The 23,516-nt window shown below is 61.8% G+C and carries 20 protein-coding genes; 11 read left to right on the forward strand and 9 right to left on the reverse strand.

Going from position 1 to position 23,516, the window contains the following annotated elements:
* Positions 1-90 precede the first annotated feature (90 nt).
* Entirely contained in the window at positions 91-4,041 is a 3,951-nt protein-coding gene (locus QZH45_RS04060) for a dermonecrotic toxin domain-containing protein (RefSeq protein WP_055135342.1), read from the forward strand.
* 66 nt (positions 4,042-4,107) lie between these two features.
* On the opposite strand, the gene accC is transcribed toward QZH45_RS04060, so the two are convergent.
* The 5 genes from accC to QZH45_RS04085 all read right to left on the reverse strand — a co-directional run bounded on the left by accC (position 4,108) and on the right by QZH45_RS04085 (position 10,427).
* Complete coding sequence (gene accC / locus QZH45_RS04065; RefSeq protein ID WP_024781402.1) at positions 4,108-5,463, reverse strand: acetyl-CoA carboxylase biotin carboxylase subunit; 1,356 nt, start codon at positions 5,461-5,463, stop codon at positions 4,108-4,110.
* A gap of 17 nt (positions 5,464-5,480) precedes the next feature.
* A complete protein-coding gene (gene accB, locus QZH45_RS04070) occupies positions 5,481-5,948 on the reverse strand; it encodes an acetyl-CoA carboxylase biotin carboxyl carrier protein (RefSeq protein ID WP_024781401.1) in 468 nt (155 codons plus the stop codon).
* Between the two features lie 48 nt (positions 5,949-5,996).
* A complete protein-coding gene (aroQ, locus tag QZH45_RS04075) occupies positions 5,997-6,449 on the reverse strand; it encodes a type II 3-dehydroquinate dehydratase (RefSeq protein ID WP_024781400.1) in 453 nt (150 codons plus the stop codon).
* 317 nt (positions 6,450-6,766) lie between these two features.
* Positions 6,767-7,315 (reverse strand): methyl-accepting chemotaxis protein, encoded by a 549-nt coding sequence (locus QZH45_RS04080; protein WP_418323286.1) that lies wholly within the window; start codon positions 7,313-7,315, stop codon positions 6,767-6,769.
* Between the two features lie 1,450 nt (positions 7,316-8,765).
* Complete coding sequence (locus tag QZH45_RS04085) at positions 8,766-10,427, reverse strand: diguanylate cyclase (RefSeq protein ID WP_024781398.1); 1,662 nt, start codon at positions 10,425-10,427, stop codon at positions 8,766-8,768.
* 287 nt (positions 10,428-10,714) lie between these two features.
* Between QZH45_RS04085 and QZH45_RS04090 the strand changes: the two genes are divergently transcribed.
* The 6 genes from QZH45_RS04090 to QZH45_RS04115 all read left to right on the forward strand — a co-directional run bounded on the left by QZH45_RS04090 (position 10,715) and on the right by QZH45_RS04115 (position 17,552).
* Positions 10,715-11,782 carry a DUF2333 family protein gene (locus tag QZH45_RS04090; RefSeq protein ID WP_055135642.1) on the forward strand — a complete coding sequence of 356 codons (1,068 nt, stop codon included), beginning with the start codon at positions 10,715-10,717 and terminating at the stop codon, positions 11,780-11,782.
* A 3-nt stretch (positions 11,783-11,785) separates the two neighbouring features.
* Positions 11,786-12,331, forward strand: coding sequence for an NUDIX hydrolase (locus QZH45_RS04095; protein ID WP_024781396.1), 546 nt, complete (start codon positions 11,786-11,788; stop codon positions 12,329-12,331).
* Between the two features lie 170 nt (positions 12,332-12,501).
* Positions 12,502-12,873 (forward strand): translation initiation factor Sui1, encoded by a 372-nt coding sequence (locus QZH45_RS04100; protein ID WP_024781395.1) that lies wholly within the window; start codon positions 12,502-12,504, stop codon positions 12,871-12,873.
* Positions 12,874-13,083: 210 nt separating this feature from the next.
* On the forward strand, positions 13,084-14,997 hold the full coding sequence (speA, locus tag QZH45_RS04105) for an arginine decarboxylase (RefSeq protein ID WP_024781394.1): 1,914 nt from the start codon (positions 13,084-13,086) through the stop codon (positions 14,995-14,997).
* Positions 14,998-15,447: 450 nt separating this feature from the next.
* Positions 15,448-16,758, forward strand: coding sequence for a contractile injection system protein, VgrG/Pvc8 family (locus tag QZH45_RS04110; protein ID WP_024781393.1), 1,311 nt, complete (start codon positions 15,448-15,450; stop codon positions 16,756-16,758).
* A complete protein-coding gene (locus tag QZH45_RS04115) occupies positions 16,755-17,552 on the forward strand; it encodes a DUF4123 domain-containing protein (RefSeq protein WP_055136184.1) in 798 nt (265 codons plus the stop codon). Before QZH45_RS04110 ends, QZH45_RS04115 begins: the two co-directional genes overlap by 4 nt.
* Positions 17,553-17,556: 4 nt before the next feature.
* Here QZH45_RS04115 and QZH45_RS04120 read toward each other — a convergent pair whose 3' ends face one another.
* The 3 genes from QZH45_RS04120 to QZH45_RS04130 all read right to left on the reverse strand — a co-directional run bounded on the left by QZH45_RS04120 (position 17,557) and on the right by QZH45_RS04130 (position 20,102).
* Entirely contained in the window at positions 17,557-18,906 is a 1,350-nt protein-coding gene (locus tag QZH45_RS04120; protein WP_024781391.1) for an MATE family efflux transporter, read from the reverse strand.
* A 116-nt stretch (positions 18,907-19,022) separates the two neighbouring features.
* A complete protein-coding gene (locus QZH45_RS04125) occupies positions 19,023-19,370 on the reverse strand; it encodes a DUF6124 family protein (RefSeq protein WP_024780703.1) in 348 nt (115 codons plus the stop codon).
* Positions 19,371-19,808: 438 nt separating this feature from the next.
* The gene (locus QZH45_RS04130; protein WP_024780721.1) at positions 19,809-20,102 is read right to left on the reverse strand and encodes a hypothetical protein; all 294 of its coding nucleotides are present in this window, start codon (positions 20,100-20,102) and stop codon (positions 19,809-19,811) included.
* A gap of 163 nt (positions 20,103-20,265) precedes the next feature.
* Here QZH45_RS04130 and QZH45_RS04135 point away from each other — a divergent pair, with 163 nt between their 5' ends.
* The 4 genes from QZH45_RS04135 to QZH45_RS04150 are packed head-to-tail and all read left to right on the forward strand — an operon-like array spanning position 20,266 to position 22,514.
* The gene (locus QZH45_RS04135) at positions 20,266-20,571 is read left to right on the forward strand and encodes a MazG-like family protein (protein WP_053194185.1); all 306 of its coding nucleotides are present in this window, start codon (positions 20,266-20,268) and stop codon (positions 20,569-20,571) included.
* Positions 20,568-21,317, forward strand: a complete 750-nt coding sequence (locus QZH45_RS04140) for a methyltransferase domain-containing protein (protein ID WP_055136257.1) — start codon at positions 20,568-20,570, stop codon at positions 21,315-21,317. The genes QZH45_RS04135 and QZH45_RS04140 overlap by 4 nt, the downstream gene beginning before the upstream one ends.
* Positions 21,318-21,329: 12 nt before the next feature.
* Positions 21,330-21,938: a DUF4136 domain-containing protein gene (locus QZH45_RS04145; RefSeq protein WP_024780718.1), complete on the forward strand. Its 609-nt coding sequence runs from the start codon at positions 21,330-21,332 to the stop codon at positions 21,936-21,938.
* A gap of 21 nt (positions 21,939-21,959) precedes the next feature.
* Complete coding sequence (locus QZH45_RS04150) at positions 21,960-22,514, forward strand: DUF4136 domain-containing protein (protein WP_055135764.1); 555 nt, start codon at positions 21,960-21,962, stop codon at positions 22,512-22,514.
* Between the two features lie 146 nt (positions 22,515-22,660).
* On the opposite strand, the gene QZH45_RS04155 is transcribed toward QZH45_RS04150, so the two are convergent.
* Complete coding sequence (locus QZH45_RS04155) at positions 22,661-23,515, reverse strand: MaoC/PaaZ C-terminal domain-containing protein (RefSeq protein ID WP_024780716.1); 855 nt, start codon at positions 23,513-23,515, stop codon at positions 22,661-22,663.
* Position 23,516 lies beyond the last annotated feature (1 nt).

Here is a 23,516-nt window from a genome sequence, read left to right on the forward strand (position 1 = left end):
GTCCGGCGTGGTGTTTCGATATATATATGTATGACATGGAGGTGCTGCACGGCGGATAAGGTGGGGGTCCACGCAACAGGGAGGAACGTGATGGACAACACTGCCGAGGGGCAAAGCAAGGTGAATGGCGCGGGAGCGGAATCTATCCCGCAAGCGCAAACCGCATCAGCCGTTCTGGAAAGACTGGCACGCTGGAAGGCCGTCATCGACACGCGCCTGCCGACCCAGATGACCTTGCTGGAGGTGCTGGAAGAGTATCTGCTGGTCGAACTGCGTACCCGTTATCAGGAAGGCAACATCGATCCACATTTCATCGGCACCCTGCTGGACACGGTGCTGCAACGGATGATCGACGACAAACCGATTGCGCCTGACGAGGAATACGACGTGGCGTTCCGTTGGCCTGGCGGGCCCGACTTGGGTTTTACGGCCGAGCGTCGGGAGGTCATTGTCCAGGTGGTGGAGTCCGCCGTCTGGGGGGGCATTCAGCACTACAAGGACTACCTGAGTCGTTATTGGCGAATGACTAGCGGCGACGCCTCGCTCGAGGGCGTGGTCCAGCAGAAGCTCGGTGAGCACATGGCGGCCATCGACAGGATTTTTCAGTCCGATCAGTTGGAGGGGCTGGACGTCGATGATCTGCGCGAGCGCATCGAAACGCTCCAGGACGCCTGGCGTCGCATGAATGAAGTGACTGGGCTGGCCACTGAGCAGGAGCGCCGGGATCTCGATGCGTTGGCACGCTTGCAACTGCCTCATTGGCTGCGGGTGTTGGATGAACCCGGGCGAGCATCGCTACGGCTGCTTCAGGAGCGGACTCAGCAGGCGCAGGCGCTGGTCGATGAGTTGCTCGATGGCGTGGGCTCGTTGCGTGCCTTCGCCCGGCAACAGGCCAAGGCGTATATCAGGCATGAGCTGGACATGGACGTCGAGCCGGACAATGTTCGGGTGACGTTGCAATGGAGAGCGGTCGTTGATCAGCCCATACAACGTTACAGCCTGAGTGACCTGCTGGTGGCGGGGCCGGTAAGGTCGGATGCCGTGTCGGTACTGCTGGTGGAAAATGGCGCGATGCTGCGCAATCAGCCCCTTTCATCGGCGTTCGTCAGCCGTTTGTTGGCGGATGTGGATGCGCCTGCCGGGTACTTGCAGGCGTTGACCGATCGATATGGTCGGGCTGATCTGAAACCCGCCATGTTCGATTGGCTGACGGCCCGACTGCAGCAAAGCGCATTCATTGCGCGTTGCGCGGGTCATCTGAAGGCGGTCAATCATGACGCGGTCAAAGCCCTCTGGGGCGGCGAGGCGTCGGTGCTGTCCGCCAGCCTGCTGCATGTCACCGGCCTGGCACTGCCAAACGGATTGCAATGCGCTGATCTGCTGCTGTTTTTCCGCGAGGACATGCAGGGTGACCTGTTGCTGTATGCCCCCGCCAAGCCCGATGGCCAGGAGTGGATCGAGTTGCCGTCGCTGTGGGCCGTGAGTGTGGAAATAGGCGCATGGACCCGAAATGAGGCAGGGCGCGAATACCTGATGCAGCAATTGTCCCCGAATGGTCGCGATGTGGCTCGGGAATACTTTGCCCGTGTGGTGGACAAGCCGGTTTCATGGGACATGGGCAAGGATCTAAGGGCCGGAGCGACGGGATTCAGGGCGTGCCTGGAAGACGCCGTGGCCATGGGGTTGGCCCATAACCTGGCGCAGGTGCGGTTGGACGACTCGCCTCGCTGGTATTCCGCACTGCCGCTTGATTCCCGTCGAAACATCAGCAGTTTGAGTCAGGAGCTCCTGCTGCACCAGCGGGCATTCAGCGAGCAGCTTGCGGACTTCGAAGTCTTCGTGGACTTCGCCAAGCGCACCGTCGCCCAGGCGATCGCGCCTTACCTGCGCAGCAGGGGCGTACTTGAGTCGGTGGATCCCGCGACGATCCTCATCGACTACAGCCCGGGGCTCGCGGGCCGTGACACGAAGACCGCGAGCCTGCTGGATCTGGTCATCCATGGGTACGACGACAACTCGGGTATCGATGACCCCCGCAAAGGTGTGCGTTCCTCTGTCGGGCAGGACCTGAGGCAGGTCCGCAGTGCCGAGTTGGCGCTCTATATCCGACGGGCTTATGTGGGCGAGCGTTATGGGAAAGAGACCCGCGCCAGGTTCCTCGACGTCGATTCGCCTGCCTACATCAAGCGCCGCAATACCTACCGCCACATGCTGCTGATCCGAATGGATCGTGACCTGCGCGTCGCGAAGGGCAAGGGCCTGTTGAACGATTCGGAATTCTGGTGGCTCACCCGGCAAGTCACCCTGCTGGGGGAGTTGGTGGCAGTGTCGGGCCCTGAATATCCGGGGACTGTGGTGAGGCGCGAGGGCGTGGTCAGGTTTACTGTCGATGGGCATGTCGTATTGGGCGTTTACGTTTTTATCTACTTCGATCCGAAACGTTCATCCTGGCTGTACACGCCAGACGCGCCGGACGGCGTTACCTTTCGCCGGTACCGGGATTTTTCCGGAGGGGTCGCTGCACGACTGCGTGATTATGTCGTGGGGCGGGTGGCGCTCACCGCCAGGGAAAAGGTAAGGCGTTCGCTGGTGGCCCTGGCGACGACGAGTGCTCGCGTCGATGCGCTGCGCGAACTCAATCGGGTGATCGACATCCGGGCCGAGTTCGATGCCTATATCGAGCGCAGCATCACTGATGTGGAGGATGTCACCACCAGCCGTATCGAAGTGATCGAGGGCCAGGTCATCAAGGGCCTGCTCTTTGCGTCAGCGCCGGTATGCATGGTGTATCCCCCTTTTGTCCTGCTGCTGGATATCGCCCTCATTACCGTCAGTTCCGGGCAGGCCATCGAGGCGCATGTCCAGGGCGACACGGAAAGCGCGCTGTGGCATTGGATGTTCGCGACCTGGGGAGCGTTGTTCGCCGCGTTTGGGCTACAGATCGTGGGCGCTGTCAGGCGTCTGGGGCAGGTGGTGAAGCCTGCATCGTTGTCGGCCCGGCGCTTGAGGCATGCAGCCCCCGCCGCCAAAGAGACTGATCCAACGCTACGACCCATACGCTTCAAGGCGCATCAGTCCATCAGGAAAGTGCCTGCAAATCTGGTGGAGGTGACTGAGGAGGGCATTTTCAAGGGCACCTGGCGTAGCCCGTCCAGTGCTTCACAGCCGCGGGACACCTACTTTATCAAGCATAAAGGCAGGTACTACCAGGTGAAGAAACATCCCTCTCTTGACGGTCTGCGCCTGGTGGATGCCAGGAATCCCGGGGCGCTTTATCAAGAGCCCCTGCGCAGGATGTCGAATGGCAAGTGGGTCTACGATAAGCCGGGCTTGCTGGGTGGAAACGGCGAGGTGGCTTATCTTGGGCGAGTGGATGACTTGCGGGCGGCGTTTCCTGGGCATGTCTTCCCGGATGTATCAAGGGGCGCATTGCAGGGCGAGGCGGTAGTGGCGAGGTTCAGCGAGGCCGTCGCAGACAATTATCTGTTCTCCCTGAACGCGCAGACCTGCGTGATCGCTTCGCTGCACAACCCGACCACCGGAATGGGCGCTGTCATTCACTTTGATCACAATATCCGCGCGCTGATCGAACGCTGCTTGCGGGACATAACGCAGCGTCTGGGCGGAGTGGCGCAGGATATCCGCGCCACCCTGGTGGGTGGGGATTGGCTGACGGGCACTGACATCGGCGGGCGGGTCAGGGCGGCGATGCGGCGCCAGGGCCTGCAACCCACGTGGGATTACTGGTCGTACTCTTCCTGTTTTGGCAATACCTATGGTGTCGCGCTGGACCTGCGCAGTGGCGTGACGTCGGTGTTCAAGACAGGGCGCGGCCAAGTCGAGCGTTACTACATACCAGTGCTGGCGCGAGCGAAAAAGAGCGCCGATCCGGTGTCGGTACGGGCACGGGGGTTCATGAGACGCGTGCGTAACGAGCCCCTGGTCGCGAACTCCAGTGGTGCCATCAGCACTGGGCAGGGGAGGCCGGTGACTTCGGCGCAGATCGAAGCGCAAGCTTTCTCGACGGTGCTGCTGAGCTGATCGGTCGGCAGGCAAAAAAAAGACCCCGGCCAACGGACCGGGGTCTTTTTTACATCACTTGGGACATCAAGCCTCGTGGGCCAGCTTGTGTTCCAGGTAATGGATGTTGACGCCGCCTTCGCAGAAGCCTTTGTCACGTACCAGATCGCGGTGCAGCGGGATGTTGGTCTTGATCCCGTCAACCACGATTTCTTCCAGCGCATTGCGCATGCGCGCCATGGCTTCGTCGCGGGTCGCCCCGTAGGTGATCAGCTTGCCGATCAACGAATCGTAGTTCGGCGGAACGGCATAACCGCTGTACAGGTGCGAGTCGACGCGAACGCCATTGCCGCCCGGTGCATGGAAGTGCTTGACCGTGCCTGGGCTTGGCATGAAGGTTTTCGGGTCTTCGGCGTTGATCCGGCATTCCAGTGCGTGACCGCGAATGACTACGTCATCCTGGGTGAACGACAGCTTGTTGCCGGCGGCGATGCTGAGCATCTCCTTGACGATGTCGATACCTGTGACCATTTCCGAAACCGGGTGCTCCACCTGAACACGGGTGTTCATTTCGATGAAGTAGAAGCGACCGTTCTCGTACAGGAACTCGAAGGTACCGGCACCGCGGTAGCCGATGTCGATGCAGGCCTTGACGCAACGAGCCAGGACTTCCTGGCGGGCCTTCTCGTCGATGCCCGGTGCCGGCGCTTCTTCGAGGACCTTCTGGTGGCGACGTTGCAGTGAGCAATCGCGGTCGCCCAGATGGATGGCCTGGCCCTGGCCGTCGGACAGCACCTGGACTTCGACGTGGCGTGGGTTGGTCAGGAATTTTTCCAGGTAGACCATCGGGTTGCCGAACGCCGCGCCTGCTTCGGAGCGGGTCAGTTTCGCCGAGGAAATCAGGTCTTCTTCCTTGTGTACCACGCGCATGCCGCGACCACCGCCGCCGCCGGCGGCCTTGATGATCACCGGGTAACCGACTTCGCGACCGATGCGCAGGGCGGTTTCTTCGTCTTCAGGCAGCGGGCCGTCGGAACCCGGAACGGTCGGCACGCCGGCAGCGATCATGGCGTGCTTGGCCGAAACCTTGTCGCCCATCAGGCGGATGGTTTCAGCTTTCGGGCCGATGAAGGCAAAGCCGGAATTCTCGACCTGTTCGGCGAAGTCGGCGTTTTCCGCCAGGAACCCGTAGCCTGGGTGAATGGCGGTGGCGCCGGTCACTTCGGCAGCGGCAATGATCGCCGGGATGTGCAGGTAGGAGTGCGCGGCAGAGGCCGGGCCGATGCAGACGGATTCGTCCGCCAGGCCCAGGTGCATCAGCTCTTTGTCGGCCTTGGAGTAAACGGCGACGGTCTTGATGCCCATCTCTTTGCAGGCACGCAGGATCCGCAGGGCGATCTCACCGCGGTTCGCGATCAGGACTTTTTCCAGCTTCGCAGTCATCAAAGGCTCTCCGCGGTTCAAACGATGGTGAACAGCGGTTGGTCGTACTCAACCGGCTGGCCGTCTTCAACGAGGATGGACTCGATCACACCGCTGGTTTCAGCTTCGATGTGGTTCATCATCTTCATGGCTTCGACGATGCACAGGGTGTCGCCTTTCTTCACGGTCTGGCCCACTTCAACGAAGGACGGCGAGGTTGGCGAAGACTTGCGATAGAAGGTGCCTACCATTGGCGAACGGGCCACAGTGCCGTTGAGCGCTGGAGCGGCAGCCGTTGCTGCTGCGGCCGGAGCAGCTGCGGCAGGTGCGGCAGGTGCCGGTGCGGCGGCCGGAGCCTGCATCGGTGCCGGGGCGTAGAATTGCTGGGCTGGAGTCTTGCTGTGACGGCTGATGCGTACGGACTCTTCGCCTTCCTTGATCTCGAGCTCGTCGATGCCGGACTCTTCCAGCAATTCGATCAGTTTCTTAACTTTACGGATATCCATGAATCATCAACTCCCAAGGGTCGGTCAGGGGCGTTTAACGCTTGTTGTTCAAGCTGTTGCCTGTTTTTCAAGCTGCTCTAGGGCGGCCTCCAGGGCCAGTCGGTAACCGCTGGCGCCAAGGCCGCAGATCACTCCCACCGCTACATCGGAGAAGTAGGAGTGATGGCGGAAAGGTTCGCGTTTGTGCACGTTGGACAAATGCACTTCGATGAATGGGATGCTCACCGCCAGCAGCGCGTCACGTAATGCGACACTTGTATGCGTAAAAGCTGCTGGATTGATCAAAATGAAGTCCACGCCTTCGCCACGGGCGGCATGGATGCGGTCGATCAATTCATATTCGGCATTGCTTTGCAGGTAGAGCAGATGGTGGCCGGCGGCGCGGGCCCGCTGCTCCAGGTCCTGGTTGATCTGGGCCAGTGTCACCGCGCCATAGACGCCCGGTTCACGGGTGCCCAGCAGGTTCAGGTTGGGTCCGTGCAGGACCAAAAGAGTTGCCATCTGCTGTTCCTTGTTATCTGTGAGCAGGTATCAGAACCCGGCGACTATGCCGCAAAGCCTTAATGACTGTCCAGTTCTCGGCAATAGCCAGCACGTTGACCGATGTTTGCGAAAAATTTGTGACCATGCCCAGGCATCCGGTCACCCATGCCGGCATAGGCCACCTTGAGCCCTGTGGGGACATGGATGTTGTGTCCACCCCAGATCAGGGTGAGAGCGGGCTTGCTCGCGAAGAGGGCGGCACATTCGGCATCCAAGCAAGCTGACCCACCGCCATCGCGAGCAGGCCCGCTCCCACACGGGATTGTCGCTGGCAGTCAAACACGAAACGCTTGTACCGCCGTATGCAGACGCCCACCCAGCACCAGCAGGTTTTCGCCTTGTTCCCGTCCCTGGCCGATACGCAGCAGGTTTTCCCCGCCCAATAGGTGAATACGCTCGCTGTGATCGCGGATTTCACTGACGGCGCCGCTCTGTTGGGCGGTGACTTCGGCGATGCGCACGGCGGTGTCGGCGATGGTCTGGATAGCATCGACGATTCTATCCAGTGCACCGTCGGCCGCTTGTGCCTGGTTGGCGGTGGCTTCGGCGTGTTCGACTTGGGCGCGCATGCCATCGACTGACTGACGCGCCGCCAGTTGCAGGCGGGCGATCAAGGCCTGGATTTCGGCTGTGGCCCCCGCCGTACGTTGGGCCAGGGAACGGACCTCCTCGGCCACTACGGCAAAGCCACGGCCCATCTCCCCGGCGCGGGCGGCTTCGATGGCGGCATTGAGCGCCAGCAGGTTGGTCTGGTCGGCAATCGAGCGAATCACCGTCAACACACCGCCAATGGTGGCCGACTCTTCGGCCAGTTGTTCGATCATCTGTGCGTTGCCCTGTACTTCGCCCACCAGTGCATGCAGGCCGGTGAGACTCAGGCCGATGACTTTCTGCCCTTGCGCCACGGCTTGCCCGGCGCTGCGGCTGGCGTCGGCGGCCTGGCTGGCATCACCGGCCACCTGTTGAATGGTCGCTTCAAGTTCGCTGAGGGAATCGCGGATCAGCGCCGTATCATCAGCCTGATACTCCGCGCCGCTGTGCATCTCGGCGCTGAGATCGGCCAGGGCCCGGCTGCTGCCAGCGACCTGCTCTGCGTTCAGGTGGATAGTGCCCACGAGGTCCGCCAGATAAGCCCGCAGCCGATTGAGTGACGCTTGGATGTCTTGCAACTCACGGTTGCTGGCGCCCACATGGATGTCGCGGCTGAAGTCGCCTTCGGCCCAGGTCGACAGGGCTGGCGCCAGGTGCGTCAAAGTCCGGGCCAGGCGTCGTTGCAAGGTGTCGATAAGCAGTGCGATCAACAGGATCAAGCCGATCATCACCCCCTGCATCAACCGGACCTCGCCCTGGATCTGCCCGTGCTGGGCCCGAACCACTGGTTCCAGGGCATCGATCGCCTGTTGCACGTCGGCGGTTTTCACGTGGGTGGCGTTGCTCAGTTCAGTGCGCTTATGGATCAGTTCTCGGGTGCGCGCCAGTTCCGCGGGGTAGCGACCGAGCAGGCTGTTGAGTTCGCGCTTGAGGGCGATGCCGGCGTCTTCAGTGACAGCTTTTTCCTGGTTTTCCAGGCCCATCAGCGCGGCGAAATCATCGCCGGCGGAATCGCTGCTGGTTGTCACGCCCAGCAACGGCAGACTGTCCAGTTGCCCGGCCTGCGCACGGATACTTTCCACTTCCCGCTCGACATCAGTGGCCAACTCACTACGCCCGCTGCTGACCAGCTTGTCTCGCGCAAGGGACAATCGCCCCAGGTGCTGTGATGCGCTGAACAACAGAGGCAAGTAACTCGGGGCGCCGTTGGCGTACTGGGCGAGCTGGTCCAGGTTGGCGCCCAATTCACGTTCGGCCTGCAGCAGCAGGGCCTGGGGATCGCCGGCCAGTTTGCCGGCAGCCAGCAGGTCGGTCTTGCAGAAACCGTCCAGGCTCGACAGGCTCGGCCTGAGGGTGCGGGCCAGTTCCGGGGGAAAGTGATCCAGTTCTTTTTGCAGGGTGTCGAGAGCCTGGCTCGCGGCGCTGAGTCGCAAGGCATCGCCACTGGCCAGGTAATCTTCGATGTTGCGCGTAACCTCGCCCTGGAATTGCCGTGACAGACCCACGTAGCGCTCCATCAACAGGTAGGGACGCTCCAGGGCGGCCTGGGACCACCAGAGCGTGGTGCCGAGGCCCAGGCAAACGGCCAATAAAAGCAGGGTATTGAGGTTGGTCAGCAATTTCAGGCGCATTGAAGGTCTACCGGGGGCAGAATCGTAAGTGCCTGAATTTATTGCGCTTGAGTTACAGGTTCATGACCGAGTCGGTGGATTCCGATGAAAAAGTGGCACTTTGCCTTGCGCTCTGTACCCGGTTGCGACCGGCGTGCTTGGCGCGATACAGCGCTTCATCCGCCTCACTGGCCATCATCAGGCTGTCGGACTCCTCGCTCATCTCCACCACGCCGGCACTGAACGTGCACCACAGGTCCTGGGGTTGGGCCGGATAGTGGATTTCGGCAAAGCGCTGGCGGATTTCGTCCAGGACCGCGCAGGCGTCGTTGATGTTGGTGTCCGGCATGACAATGGCGAACTCTTCTCCGCCGTAACGCCCGATGAAGTCGGTCTTGCGCAGGCGCTGCTTGAGAAACAACGCCAGGCTTTTGATTACCCGGTCGCCCATCGGATGGCCGTGGCTGTCGTTGACCCGTTTGAAATGGTCGATGTCCAGCATGGCAAAGCTCAAGGGCTTGCCTTCGCGACGGGCGCGGAAGCAGCAGTCTTCGAGCAGCTGCAGGATATGGGTGTGGTTGTACAGGCCGGTCAGGCTGTCACGTACCATCCGCGCCTTGAGGTTGCGGGCCCGGGCCGCACGGTTGCGCACAGTGGTGATCAGGTGGCGGGGCTTGATCGGTTTGGTCAGGAAGTCATCGCCGCCCTCGCTCATGGCATCGAGCTGCTTGTCCAGATCATCTTCGGCAGACAGGTAGATAATCGGCACGCTGACGTAGCGGTCATTGTGACGGATCACCTTCGCCAGTTCCGTACCGGTGCAGGCAGGCATGTACATGTCGAGAATGATCAGGTCAGGCTGGAAATCTGCCAGCTCGGCCATGGCCTGGATCGGTTCGATCAGCGTGCGGGTCACGATGCCTGCACTATTTAGCAGGCGTTCGGTGTGCAGGGCCTGGGCGCGAGAGTCATCAATGATCAGCACTTTGTAGGGTTCGTACTGGGCGACGCAGGTCAGCACCTCGATTTTTTCCAGCAGGCTCGAGGCCTCGAGGGTGCCGGTGAGGAACTCCTGTCCGCCGGCGCGCACGGCCGCCAGACGTGTCGGGGTATCGGTTTCCAGCAGGCTGAAGAACAACAGTGGTAATGGCTGCTCAAGGCCTTGTTGGGCTTCGGCCGCCAACTTCAGGCCGATGCCGGGACCGCTGAAATCCACATCCATGACAATCGCCGCCGGCAGGCGCTCGACCATCGAGGCGCGAAATGCCGCGACACTTTCCAACGCCTGGGCGCTGAGGCCGAAGAACTCCAGTTGCTTGGCCAGACGCTCGGCGCGGTCATTGTCTTGCAGCAGCACATAAATCGGTTTGCGCAACGGCGGTAGAAATGTTTGGTCGAGCTGGTCCCCATGGCGCAGGCCCGTACGAGACAGGCGCTGCATCAAACGATTGATCTCGGTGATCAGGTGACTGCTCAGCCGCCCACGATTGGCATCCACCGCTTGCAGTGACTGGCTGATGCCCTGGGCCAATTGGGAATGCTCGGGCTGTTCGAAGCGCTCGGCAAAACGCTGCAGGCGCAGATTGGCTTCACTGAGCTCCGACAGATCGGTGCTGGACCATTCACTTCGTTGCAGGCGCTGCCATATCTCCAGGATCTGACGAGCCTGATGAATTACCCGCTGGGCAAAGTGGTGCTTGAGGCGCTCACGGCTGGGGTCTTCTGGCTCGGTCATTATCCTGACTACTTAGTTAGATACATGCTGAGGTCGACTGGTGGCTCTATGCTAGCATCTCTTTTCATGCGCATGAGTGTCGCACGTCAATAATCTACCCAGCAGCGACATTCAGTTTGTGACCGGTCGGTTTCGTAGGCCGATGGCCGCGCTTCCTTTATAGTTGCCATCCGACTGCTCCGCCTGGTCCCGCATGATTTACGCAGGATTTATCGCGTTTCAAATCAGGCACGATGGCGTAGGGTTGTGGTCGAACCGTGAACTCAAGTGATTGAAGGGACATCGCCATGCTGGACTGGAAAAACCGCGCGGGCAGCGCACCTGAACGTGCCGCCGAGACGAAATCGGCTACCCGCAGCTACCTGGGTGGGCTGTTTTTCAGCCGCGCGCTGGCCACGCTGATCGGCCTGTACCTGCTGGTGACCATTGCCATCGGCTGGTACTGGAGTCAGGAGCCCGCCCTGTTTCCAGTGCAGCAGAATGCCCAGGCGGCGGCCGAGAAGGATGGCCGGCAAATGGTGGTCGGCTACACCACTGTCGAAACCCTCAAGACCGTGGCCGGAACCCTGCTGACCAAGCCGGGCGGCTACATTTCCAACGATCGTTTTCCGCCGGGCCTGTGGATGGACAACATGCCGAGCTGGGAATATGGCGTACTGGTGCAGGTCCGCGACCTGAGTCGCGCCTTGCGCAAGGACTTCGCCCGTTCCCAATCCCAGTCCGCCGAGGACGCTGACCTGGCCAAGGCCGAGCCGCGCTTCAACTTCGATAACCGCAGTTGGGTGCTGCCCTCCAGCGAGTCGGAATACCAGGAAGGCATCAACTCCCTGAGCCGCTACCAGGCGCGCCTGTCCGATCCTACCCAGAAAAGCGCGTTGTTCTATGCCCGCGCCGACAACCTGAACAACTGGCTGGGCGATGTCGGTACTCGCCTGGGTTCGCTGTCCCAGCGGCTGTCGGCCAGTGTTGGCCGGGTCAAGCTCAATACTTCGCTGAAAACCGAAGTCCCTGTCCCTGGGCAGGTACCGCAGGTGGATGAGGAAGTGGTCGAGACTCCATGGTTGCAGATTGATAACGTGTTCTATGAGGCGCGGGGCCAGGCCTGGGCCTTGTCCCACCTGCTGCGCGCCATTGAAGTGGACTTCGCCGATGTGCTGGCGAAGAAGAACGCCACGGTCAGCGTGCGGCAGATCATTCGTGAACTGGAGGCTTCCCAGGAGCCGGTCTGGAGCCCGATGATCCTCAATGGCAGCGGCTTCGGTGTATTGGCGAACCATTCCCTGGTCATGGCCAACTACATTTCCCGGGCCAACGCGGCAGTGATCGACTTGCGGCAACTGCTGAACCAGGGCTGATTCATGAGCGAGAGCCCCCGGGAGGCCGCTCACCGAGTGGCCTCGGATGCCGAGCTGATCGCTTGGGTCGATGAACACGACAACCTGCTCGGCAGCCTGGTGCGTTCGGACCTGCGCGAGCGTGGCCTGATCGGGCGTGGCACCTACATCATGCTGTTCAACTCGGCGGGTGAGCTGTGCGTCCACCGGCGGACCCTGAGCAAGGCGATCTACCCGGGCTTCTGGGACGTGGCGGCGGGCGGAATGGTGCAGGCCCATGAAACCTACGCCGAGTCGGCAGCCCGTGAACTGGAAGAGGAACTTGGTGTAAGCGGGGTGCAACTCACCGCCCATGACCATTTTTACTTCGAAGACCCCGGCAGTCGCCTCTGGTGCTCGGCGTTTTCGGCAGTGTGGGACGGTCCACTGGTATTGCAACCTGAAGAAGTGCTCGAAGCGCGCTTCATGCCGATCGAACAGGTACTGGATGAAATCCGGCACAAGCCTTATTGCCCGGACTCGTTGGCGGCGCTCGAGCGATATCTGCGTGGTGTCGCAAAGAAGCTGTAAATTGGCGCGGATTGGCCCTTAGCAAGTCAGCTTTTTGCCGTTACACTGCGCGACTTTTCAAGCTGAACCGACGTCTGCGGTCCAGTAGCGCTGCCCCTGCCTGAGTGGGGCTTCGCGGTCGAGGCACTTTCTCTCCCCGACCAGTCTTTGTCCTCCCGAGAGGATTGCCGGTGGCCAAAAAAGCCGCATCCTTCGCCGCCCTGGGTGGCCTGGTATTTTCTACTGACGCCGGTCGTCATTGCCCTGATTGCCGTCAGCCGGTGGATGCCTGCATCTGCAAACAGACCGTCATCCCTGCCGGTGACGGTATTGCCCGTGTGCGCCGTGAAAGCAAGGGGCGCGGCGGCAAGACGGTGACCACGATCACCGGCGTGCCGTTGGCCGAAGACGCGCTCAAGGAACTGGCCACCACGTTGAAGAAACGCTGTGGTACCGGTGGCGCGTTGAAAGACGGCGTCATCGAGATCCAGGGTGATCACGTCGAGCTGTTGCTGGCGGAACTGGTCAAGCACGGTTTCAAGGCAAAAAAATCCGGCGGCTAGCAGCCTCTGTGAAAACCACTCCGGCTCGATCCGAATCTGCTGTTCGAGGTCGCCCATATGGTTTTCACAGAGCCTGTTCTGAACGGGTTTCTAAACTCAGCGCTGCCAGCAGGGTCTACCCTGCTTGCAGGCAAATCGTCATTTCCATTCTCTAGACTGCGCCAGCCTCCGACCGGATGGTGCATTTTGACTTCTTTATAGGGGACTTCGATGTCCGTACGACGCACACGCAAAGACGATGGCAGCCAATGGACAGTTGCGGACAGCCGCAGTGTTTACGGGATTCGCCATTGGGGGGCCGGGTATTTCGCGATCAATGACGCCGGTCGCGTCGAAGTTCGTCCGAACGGTCCCGACAGTTCGCCCATCGATCTGTTCGAACAGGTAGATCAGCTGCGCCAGAGCGGTCTGTCGTTGCCCTTGCTGGTACGCTTTCCCGACATCCTGCAAGACCGTGTACGCCAGCTCACCGGTGCGTTCGACAGCAACATCGCGCGTCTGGAGTACCAGAGTCAGTACACCGCGCTCTACCCGATCAAGGTCAACCAGCAGGAAGCGGTGATCGAGAACATCATCGCCACCCAGAACGTCTCCATCGGCCTGGAAGCCGGCTCCAAGCCCGAGCTGCTGGCGGTGCTGGCCCTGGCGCCGAAGGGCGGGACCATCGTCTGCAACGGCTACAAGGACCGTGAGTTCATCCGTCTGGCGCTGATGGGTCAGAAGCTGGGTCACAACGTGTTCATTGTGATCGAGAAAGAGTCCGAGGTCGGCCTGGTGATCGAAGAGGCTGCTTCGCTCAAGGTCAAGCCACAGGTGGGCCTGCGGGTACGCCTGTCGTCCCTGGCGTCGAGCAAATGGGCCGACACCGGTGGTGAGAAGTCCAAGTTCGGTTTGTCAGCCGCACAGTTGCTGTCGGTGGTCGAACGTTTCCGCGCTGCCGGCCTGGACCAGGGCATTCGTCTGCTGCACTTCCACATGGGTTCGCAGATCGCCAACCTGGCGGACTACCAGCACGGCTTCAAGGAAGCGATCCGTTACTACGGTGAACTGCGCAACCTCGGCCTGCCGGTGGATCACATCGACGTCGGCGGCGGCCTGGGCGTGGACTACGACGGTACGCATTCGCGTAATGCCAGTTCGATCAACTACGACATGGACGATTACGCCGGTGTCGTGGTCGGCATGCTCAAGGAGTTCTGCGATGCCCAGAGCCTGCCGCATCCGCACATTTTTTCGGAAAGCGGTCGTTCCCTGACCGCGCACCACGCGATGCTGGTGGTGCAGGTGACCGACGTGGAGAAACACGTCGATGACATGCCGGTGATCGACAACAAGCAGGAGCTGCCGGAAACCGTGCAGTGGCTAGTTGACCTGCTGGGCCCGACCGATATCGAGATGGTCACCGAAACCTACTGGCGCGCCACCCACTACATGAGCGACGTGGCCACCCAGTACGCCGACGGCAAGCTGACCCTGGCGGAAAAAGCCCTGGCCGAACAGTGCTACTTCGCTGTGTGTCGTCGCCTGTACAACTCGTTGAAGGCACGCCAGCGTTCCCATCGCCAAGTGCTGGATGAACTCAACGACAAGCTTGCCGACAAGTACATCTGCAACTTCTCGGTGTTCCAGAGCCTGCCGGACACCTGGGCCATCGGCCAGGTGCTGCCGATTCTGCCGCTGCATCGTCTCGACGAGGAGCCGATGCGCCGCGCCGTGCTGCAAGACCTGACCTGCGACTCCGACGGCAAGATCAAGCAGTACGTCGACGAGCAGAGCATTGAAACCAGCCTGCCGGTCCACGCCCTCAATCCCGGCGAGGATTACCTGCTGGGGATCTTCCTGGTGGGTGCCTACCAGGAAATCCTTGGTGACATGCACAACCTGTTCGGTGACACCGACTCGGTGAACATCTACCAGAACGCCGATGGCAGCGTGTACCACGCCGGTATCGAAACCCACGACACCATCGAAGACATGCTGCGCTACGTGCACCTGTCGCCGGAGGAGTTGATGACCCACTACCGCGACAAATGTGCCAGCGCCCGTATCAGCGCCGCCGAGCGTACCCAGTTCCTCGATGCCCTGCGCCTGGGATTGACGCGTTCGTCGTATTTGTCGTCCTGAGGCGCAGATCAAAGCCGGTTGGACACGAGGCTCTGTGGCTAATGCCAGTCAGTTAAGGATCAAACGGCACAAACCCTGTGGGAGCAAAGCTTGCTCGCGATAGCGACAGATCAGTCAACATTATTGCTGACTGACTTGGCGCAATCGCGAGCAAGCTTTGCTCCCACAGGTTTGTGGTTTAACTGATCGGCATCAGGGCTCTGTGGCAGCTCTTTGATCGATCGGCATCGCCCTTCGGGTCTGTCAGAAAACTCAGCGCACATCGCGGGTTTTTTCGGATAGTCCCGAAGGGCATTTTTATTTGCGCCGCCGTTATTTCCGCACGTCGGGTCATTTAACCGATGCTGTCCTCATTTCATGTAGTCCCTTTCCTAACTTGTACTTGGGCTCTCTACTCCGCCATGGCTCTCAGCGAGAATCCCCGGCCGCCCCTCCTGTAGAGATACGCCGATGTCCGATCCAGCCAACGAGCCATCATTTCGTCTGGAGATAGCCGGTCTGCCCGAACCCTTTGTCGTTGCGGCCTTCATGGGTAGCGAAGCCATCAGCGAACCTTTCTCCCATGAGGTGGAGTTGTTGCCCGGCAGCACGCCGCCGGACCTGGCGGGCCTGTTATATCGCAGTGTCTGGTTGAGTTTCGGGGAGTCGGGCGAGGGCATCCACGGGCAGCTCCACGAACTGGTTCAGCACCGTCCCGACGCCGGTTGCCGCCTGCGTATCGGGCCGAAGCTGGCCTGCCTGGCGCAGCGCTTCAGCCAGCGGGTACTGAGTGACTGCACGGTGCCGCAGATCATCCGCCAGGTGCTCAAGGCCCACGGTATCGCCGGTCGCCAGTTGTGCCTGGATTTGAAGGGGGATTATCCACCGCAGGATTTTTGCACCCAGTACCGCGAGTCGGATCTGCAATTTCTCCAGCGGGTGTGCGCCCAGGCGGGCATCCACTTCCATTTCGAACACGCTCGGGACGGGCACTGCCTGGTGTTCTCCGACAATGCGGGCGGTTTCGCTCCAGTCGCCGAGGCGGCCTACGGCACGGCCTCGGGGATTCAGGCTTTCAACGTGCAAACCAACGCTTCAGGGGAGCAGGTCGCCCAAGGCCGCAGTGACCTGATGGGGCTGTACAGCGGGCAGGTACTGTTGCTCACGGCGCATCCTTTCAGCGACTGGAACCGGCGCTGGCTGCTGACGAGAGTGGCGCACCGCGCTGAGGCCTGGGGGTACGAAAACCATTTCCAGGCCGTGCCTTGGGGGCTGCCGTTCGTGGCGACCGGGCTCCCTGCCAAGCCGCGCATGGTGGGCCGGCAGCGTGGCTGGGTCGTGGAAGTGGACGAGCCGGCGTTGCAGATGGCCGGGCGGGTGGCGGTGCAGTTCGATTGGGTTTATCAGGGCGAGGGGGCCAGCCCCAGTCATTGTTGGCTGCCGTTGGCGCCCGAGCTGGCCGCCTGTGCGATGGGTACCTTCCGGGCGGGCACCGAGGTGTTGGTGAGTTTCTGCGAGGGCGACCCGGATCGCCCCATGATCAGTGCGCTCCTTGATGTGCCGGCAATTGCGGACGTAGCCGACGGGGCCCCCTCGGACTCGACAGCCCACGGAGCACCCTGGCCGTCCGGAGCCGATCCGGCGTTGTTAGCCGCGATCCAGGCGGCCGAGCCGCTGGTGTTGCTCTGCCTGTTGCCCGGAGGCGGCAGCTTCAGTGCCTGTGACCAACCGATATGCACCTGTCGGCTGGTGACGCGGCGCGACACGGGTGCCGCGCCATGAGCGCTGCAAGCCTGACCGGGACAACGCCTCAATGGCTGCTGCTCGACATACCTGGCGTCCCCGGGGCGGTGCAGCGTCTGCAAGAACAGTTCTCGCAAGCGCGGTGCTTTGCCTTGTTCGAGGACACCGAATGGCATGGGCTCAAGGAGCACGGTCCGCTGTTGGTGGACTTGCAGCAATCGCCGGCGCTGGCCAGCCTGTGCCATGTCGACGCCGGTGCCTGGCCAGGGCTGTTGTTGGTGAGCGAATCGTCGGCTACGCAATTGCTGGCGCATCTTCGACGCATGCTGACGGTGACCTTGGGGCCTCACTACAAGGCGTTGCTGAGCTATTACAACCCCCACACCGCCAGCTATTTCTTCGACGGCTGCGACCCAGCAGAGCTCAGTTGCTGGCTGGGGCCCATCCGCCTGCTGCGCTGGTTCGGCGGTACCTGGGCCGACCGGGCAATCGGCAGCCAGGGCTGGCAGCAACTGTCCAACCCGGGACTGCCCGTGTCGCCACTGGAGAACGAGCACAGCCTCAGCGACCGACAACAGCGCAAATTGCAGCAATGCCTGCTGGAGCGTCACGCCTGGCATTGGTCTCGTGCCACCGGGCGTGAGTATCGCGCGCTCTGGGATTGCCTGGAGCAAGGCTTGACGCTGGGGTTTACCGAACGGGAGGTACTCGACGGCTGGCTGTGGCTGCGCTTGCAGTACCCCGACGCGCGGCCAACACCAGCGCTGACTGGCGGCTCCCAGCGCGAGCGGCTCGAGCATCTGCGACGGTTGTGGCAAGGCGATGAGGGGTGAAGTGCTATTCGGCGTGGGCCACGAGCCAACGATCCTGGCGGTGCAAGCGCCAGGCGAAACCACCGAGGGTCAGGCTGCGCAACGCCATGAACAACAGGAAGGTGAGCCACAAGCCATGGTTGCCCAGCGCTTGCAGCGCCCAGGCAAATGGCAGCACCAGCAACAGGGTCAATAACATGCCATTGCGCATTTCCCGGGCGCGGGTGGCGCCGATGAACAAGCCATCGAGCACATAGCTCCAGACCGCGATCAGCGGCAGGCTGGCGAGGTAAGGCAGGTAGCGGTATGCGGTGTCTCGCACGTCGGGGATGTCAGTCTGCATATCGATGAACAGGTGTCCGGCAAGCAGGAACAGCAGCGCAAAGCCGATGCTCGCAATCAGTGACCAACCGCTGGCCACCACCAGTGAGCGGCGTAGCGCCAGGCGATCGCGGGCGCCAATGGCGTGGCCGCATAGCGCTTCGACGGCATGGGCGAGGCCGTCCAGGGCATGGGCCGTCAACAACAGCCCGTTGAGCAACAGCGCGTTGGCCGCAACGGTCGCATCCCCCAGGCGCGCGCCTTGTACGGTGATCAGGAAAAACACCGATTGCAGGGCCAGGCTGCGAATGAAAATGTCCCGGTTCACCGCCAGCAGGGGTCGCCAGTTCTGCCACAACCCGAGGGGCGCCCAGACAATCTGTCCGGGCCAGGCCCGCAGTGTTTTGTGCGCCAGGGCCAGGCCGACCAGCGCCCCGGTCCATTCGGCGATCACCGAGGCCCGGGCCGAGCCGGCCACGCCCCAGTCCAGGCCGAGCACGAACCACAGGTTGAGGGCGATGTTCACCAGATTGGTGGTCAGCAGGATCGCCAGCGGTGCCCGGGCATTCTGGGCACCGAGAAACCAACCTACGAGCGCATAACTGGCCAGCGCCGCCGGAAGGCCGAAGAGCCGTGTGTAGAAGAAGTCCCGGGTCAACTGATTGAGTTCGGCGGACGGCTGCATGAAGTGCAACGCCACGTTACTCAACGGCACTCCGATGATTCCGAGCGCCACAGCCAACCCCATCGCCAGCAGCAAGCCTTGCAACAACACTTGCCGCAACGTTGCGCCATCGCCACGCCCGGCCGCCTGGGCTGCGAACCCGGTGGTGCCCATGCGCAGGAAACCCACGGCCCAGGCCAGCACCGTATACAAACTCGCACCGACCGCCACTGCGCCCAACTGATGGGCATGGGGCAAATGGCCGATGACGGTGCTGTCCACCAACGCCACCAGCGGCACGGAAATATTCGAAAGAATCATCGGCGCGGCCAACGCCCAGACCCGACGATGGGTGAGACGGTCGCGCCAGTCGGCGAGCAGGTTGGACATGGGGGCTCCTTGATGGAGCGCCATTGTAGCGGGTTTGTGGCGAGAGAATTTATCCCCGCTGGGCGCCTACACGAGGGGGGATGAATCCCCTTGCCACAGGTGATGTGTTGTTTCGGCTAGCGTGGGTCGACGTTGTCCAGCGCTCGGTTGGCCAATAAGCCGCCCAGTTCGATCAACTGCTGGATCCCCAGGGCCACGTGGCGGCGCGAGCCGTCCAGGTCGAAGGCCAGGTCACCGGCCATGGCGTTGGCCGAGGCCAGGGTTTCGCTGAGGTTGGCGAGCAGGCATTCGGTGTCGATGCCGTTCGCAACGGTGAACAGTTGGTCTGGTTGGGCTTCAGGCGGTTCGGGCTTGAGGTAGAAGTCGAGGGCGCGTTTGGCGGCTTTGTCAAAGGCTGTCGAGTCGGCGGGATCGTTGGAGGATGCGGGATCGGTGGCCGGTGGGTTGGGGGTTACCTTGAACATGGTGAATCTCCTTGATGAGTGGAGCCGTCATCCTTCGCTGCTAAACGAGTTGGGTGGCGGCTGTACGCGGGTTAGCAGACCAGGCATCAAGGAACCCGGCGCACCGAAGTGCCCCACGCATAGCCGCCATAGTGCTGACAATCCGATGCGGATTGGCTGTTCCGAGGGCGACACTGGCGTGCCTTGATGTTATCCGAGCTGCTAAACCCGATCGCTGATTTGTCAGCGACGGGGAAACAATAAAACCCGGCCCCAAGGCGCACAAGCCGGCGGATTCTGGCGTAGTTGTAGGCAGCGGCGCAAGGCGGTGTAGCCAGGACCTACACCTGAAGGAATGGAATAAACAGAAGGCTTTTGTGGTGAGGGGACTTATCCCCGCGGGGCTCTGTAGGAGCTGTCGAGCGGGGATGAATCCCCTCGCCACAGAGACGCGCGATTCTAGTGAATGATCCAACTCAACAACCACAGCCCCAGCACCAGCCAGATAATCCCCAGCACAATCGACGCGCGCATGAAGGCGCGGATCGCCGAGTACAGCAGCATCAGCCCGAGGATCAGCGCGATGATGCTGATGATCGAGGTGTCCATGCCCAGCGCCCGTGACAGGCCGTCGACAAAGTTGCCGCCGGCGTTGGCCAGGGTGTTGAACAGGCCGCTCAGCAGGTCGACGATGAAACGGATTATCGAGCCGAGTGCCTGGCCGAGCCATTCGAAAAAGCTTTCTACCTGCATGTTTGCATCCTGATGGAAGAGAATCGAGTCGAGCCTTGGGTTCCTGATTGTAGGAGCCATTGGCGCCGCGATCGTTCGATTATGGGGCAAACTGCCGCTTCGTATCGAGACGCTTGCCTTCCCCTGTCATCCCCCGGAAGCTATGGGCATCCAGGAGAGCCCGATGAACCTTGTTGAACTGACTGAACGCCTGCACGCCATTCGTGATCGCAACGATTGGCGGCCATTCCACAGCCCGAAGAACCTCGCGATGGCCGCCAGTGTGGAGATGGCCGAGCTGGTGGAGATTTTCCAGTGGCTGACCGAGGATCAGTCGCGCCAGTTGCCGGCTGACAAACTGGCCCATGCGGGGCAGGAGGTCGGTGACATCGTGTTGTACCTGTTGCTGCTGTGCAGCGAATTGGGATTGGACATGGAGGCGGTGGTGCGCAGCAAATTGGCCGACAGCGAGCGGCGGTTCGGCCAATGAGCGACCGTCATTTCGATCAGCTCGCCACGCGCTTTGCCGAAAAAATCTATGGCGGGGCCAAGGGCGCGATCCGCCTGGCGGTGCTCCAGGCCGATCTGCTTGAAGTATTGCCGGAACGCCCGTTGCGTGTGCTCGACATCGGCGCCGGCCTGGGCCATATGTCGTTGTGGCTGGCCGAGCGCGGTCATCAGGTCACCCTGGCGGAACCGGCCGCGCCGATGCTCGAAGGCGCCCGCCAGCGGTTTGCCGACGCCGGCCAGGAGGCAACCTTCATCCAGGCGCCGTGGCAGGCACTGCCGGGCCAGCTCACCGAGTCGTACGACCTGGTGCTGTGTCATGCGGTGTTGGAGTGGCTGGCGGAGCCTCACACGATCCTGCCGGTGTTGCATCAGCTCACGGTGCCCGGCGGCTGGCTGTCGCTGGCGTTCTACAACCGTGACGCGCTGGTTTATCGCAACTTGCTCAAGGGGCATTTCCGCAAGCTGCGCAAAAACGACATGGCCGGTGAAAAACAGAGCCTGACGCCGCAACAACCTCTTGATCCGCGAGAGTTGGCGGCGCAACTTGAGGGTCTGTGGCAGGTCGAAAGCCAGAGTGGTGTGCGGGTTTTTCATGACTACATGCCGATGGAGTTCCAGGGCCGGGTCGAGCTGGCTCAATTGCTGGACATGGAGCTGGCCCACCGTCGCCATCCCGCGTTTGCCGGGCTGGGACGTTATCTGCACTGGATCTGCCGTCCCCTCTGATCGGAGAGCGAAATGCAAGGCCGTACCGGGTTACTGATGTTATGTCTGGGGCTGGCGGCCTGCCAGGGCACCAACCCCTATGTCGCCACCTCCAGGCCGCTGCCGCCGGCCCCGCCCGAGGCCGCCACGGTGTTCGACCGCAGTGCATATCCGGCGGCACCCCGTGACTATGGGCGTTATCGCAGTTGGGCCTGGCTCAATGGACGCCTGCCGGCAGGTACCGCGTGGGCGGACTCGGCCCAGGTGGCCGAGGCGGTGAGCAATGCCCTGGACCAGCGTGGCCTGCGCCCGCTGCATGACAACCGGCCGGCCGACCTGTTCGTCAGTGCCGACCTGCGGCTGGAGACCCGTCTGCGCCAGGTTCGAGAAGATTATGATTCGGGCTACTACGGTGGTTACAACCGCTATGGTCCTGGCTACGGCATGTACAACACCGTACCGGTCGTGCGCACGTACCAGGAGCAGGTCGTGGTGGTTCGCGTCGACCTGTTCGACGCCCGCAATGGTCAACCGGTGTGGAGTGCCAGTGCCGAAACCCCTCAGGGTGGCCGTCCGGGCGATAACACCGATGCCATTCGCGAGGCGGTGGAAAAAGCCATGTCGGCCTATCCGCCAAGTTGATTACGCAACAGGAGAAGCGTGATGTTCCGTCGTCTTGCTCTACTGGGCCTTGCCCTGCTGCTCGGCGCCTGTGCGACCAATCAGGTCAACCATGATTTCGATCCCAGCCGCGACTTTGCGGCCTATCGAAGCTGGAGCTGGAAAGAACCGGCGTTGCAGTACCGTCCCGATGATCCGCGGATCAAGAGTGACCTGACCGAACAGCGCATCCGCCAGGCCTTAGCCGATCAACTCGACCAGCGCGGCCTACGCCCTGCCGCCGGTGGGCACGGCGATGTCCTGGTCCAGGCCTACCTGATCGTCGAGGATCGCCAGCAACAGGTGACGACCAACTATGGTGGTGGTTGGGGAGGGCCCTGGAATGGCTACTGGGGCGGGCCGATGTACAACGAAACCCGCAACGTCAGCTACAAGGTCGCCACGGTGCAGATCGACTTGCTCGATGGCAAGGATGGCAAGCTGGTCTGGCGGGGCAGTGATGAACGATTGCTCAGCAGCTCGCCCAACCCGGCTGATCGCGACAGCGCGGTGCGCGAGACGGTCGGGCGTATCCTGTCCAACTACCCGCCGCGTTGACCACCGCTATCGCGAGCAGGCTCGCTCCCACAGGAGATTTGTGTTGAACGCCGATGTTTGTTCGCTGCAGATCCAATGTGGGAGCGAGCCTGCTCGCGATGACGGCGGTCCAGTCAACATGGATGCAGGCTGACCCACCGCCTGGCTCAGGCAATCGGTCGCCAGCTTCCTATCATGTGCTCCAACTCCCCCGACCCCACCAACCGCAAATCCCCACTGGACCCCGCCGCGCTCGCCAGCAGCGTCACTTCGCTGGGCAGGCGTACCGGCTTCTTGAAGGTCACCTCGATTTCGAGGTTGGCTTCGGGCAGGTGGTCATCCAGTGCCGCCAGGGTCCGGGCTTTGTTCCACAGGCCATGGGCGATGGCTGTGGGGAAGCCGAACATTCGCGCACTGATGGCACTCAGGTGGATCGGGTTGTAGTCGCCGGACACCTTGGCGTATCGCCGGCCGATGTCAGCCGGGGCTGTCCAGCGCGCCACTTCGGTCAGCACCGGCGTCATCCGGGGTGGCGGCTCGACCCGCGCACCCTCGAGCTGAACACCCTTGCAGAGCATCTCGCTCTCGGCTTCCCACAACGGCCCCAACTGATCCTCAATGCGGGTCACAAGGTTGAACACCGCGCCCTTGGGGTGAGGCTGCAGATGCTCGACATTGACGCTGGCCCGTACCTGACTGACGCCACCCATGGGACGCAGCACGCGGATGTGGTTGCTCAGGTGGATCAACCCCAGCAGCGGGAACGGGAAGTCCCGGGCGGTGAGCAGTTGCATCTGCAGGGCGAAGGCCAGCACATGGGGATAGGTCGGAGGCAACAGACCATTGTCGACAAAACCGCAGACCTTGCGATAAGCCGCCAGGCGCTGCTGATCCACCTGGAGCATCTGGCGCAGCCCGGTCTCCGGCAAGGTCTTGCCGGTGATCTTGCGACGTGTCGCGGCTTTCGCGTAGAGCCCCGACATACTCGGCGCGCTGCTGACCTCATGCCATTGGATCGTCATG

It is taken from the genome of Pseudomonas corrugata (assembly GCF_050920615.1).
In the GTDB taxonomy this organism is placed as follows: Bacteria; Pseudomonadota; Gammaproteobacteria; order Pseudomonadales; family Pseudomonadaceae; genus Aquipseudomonas; species Aquipseudomonas corrugata.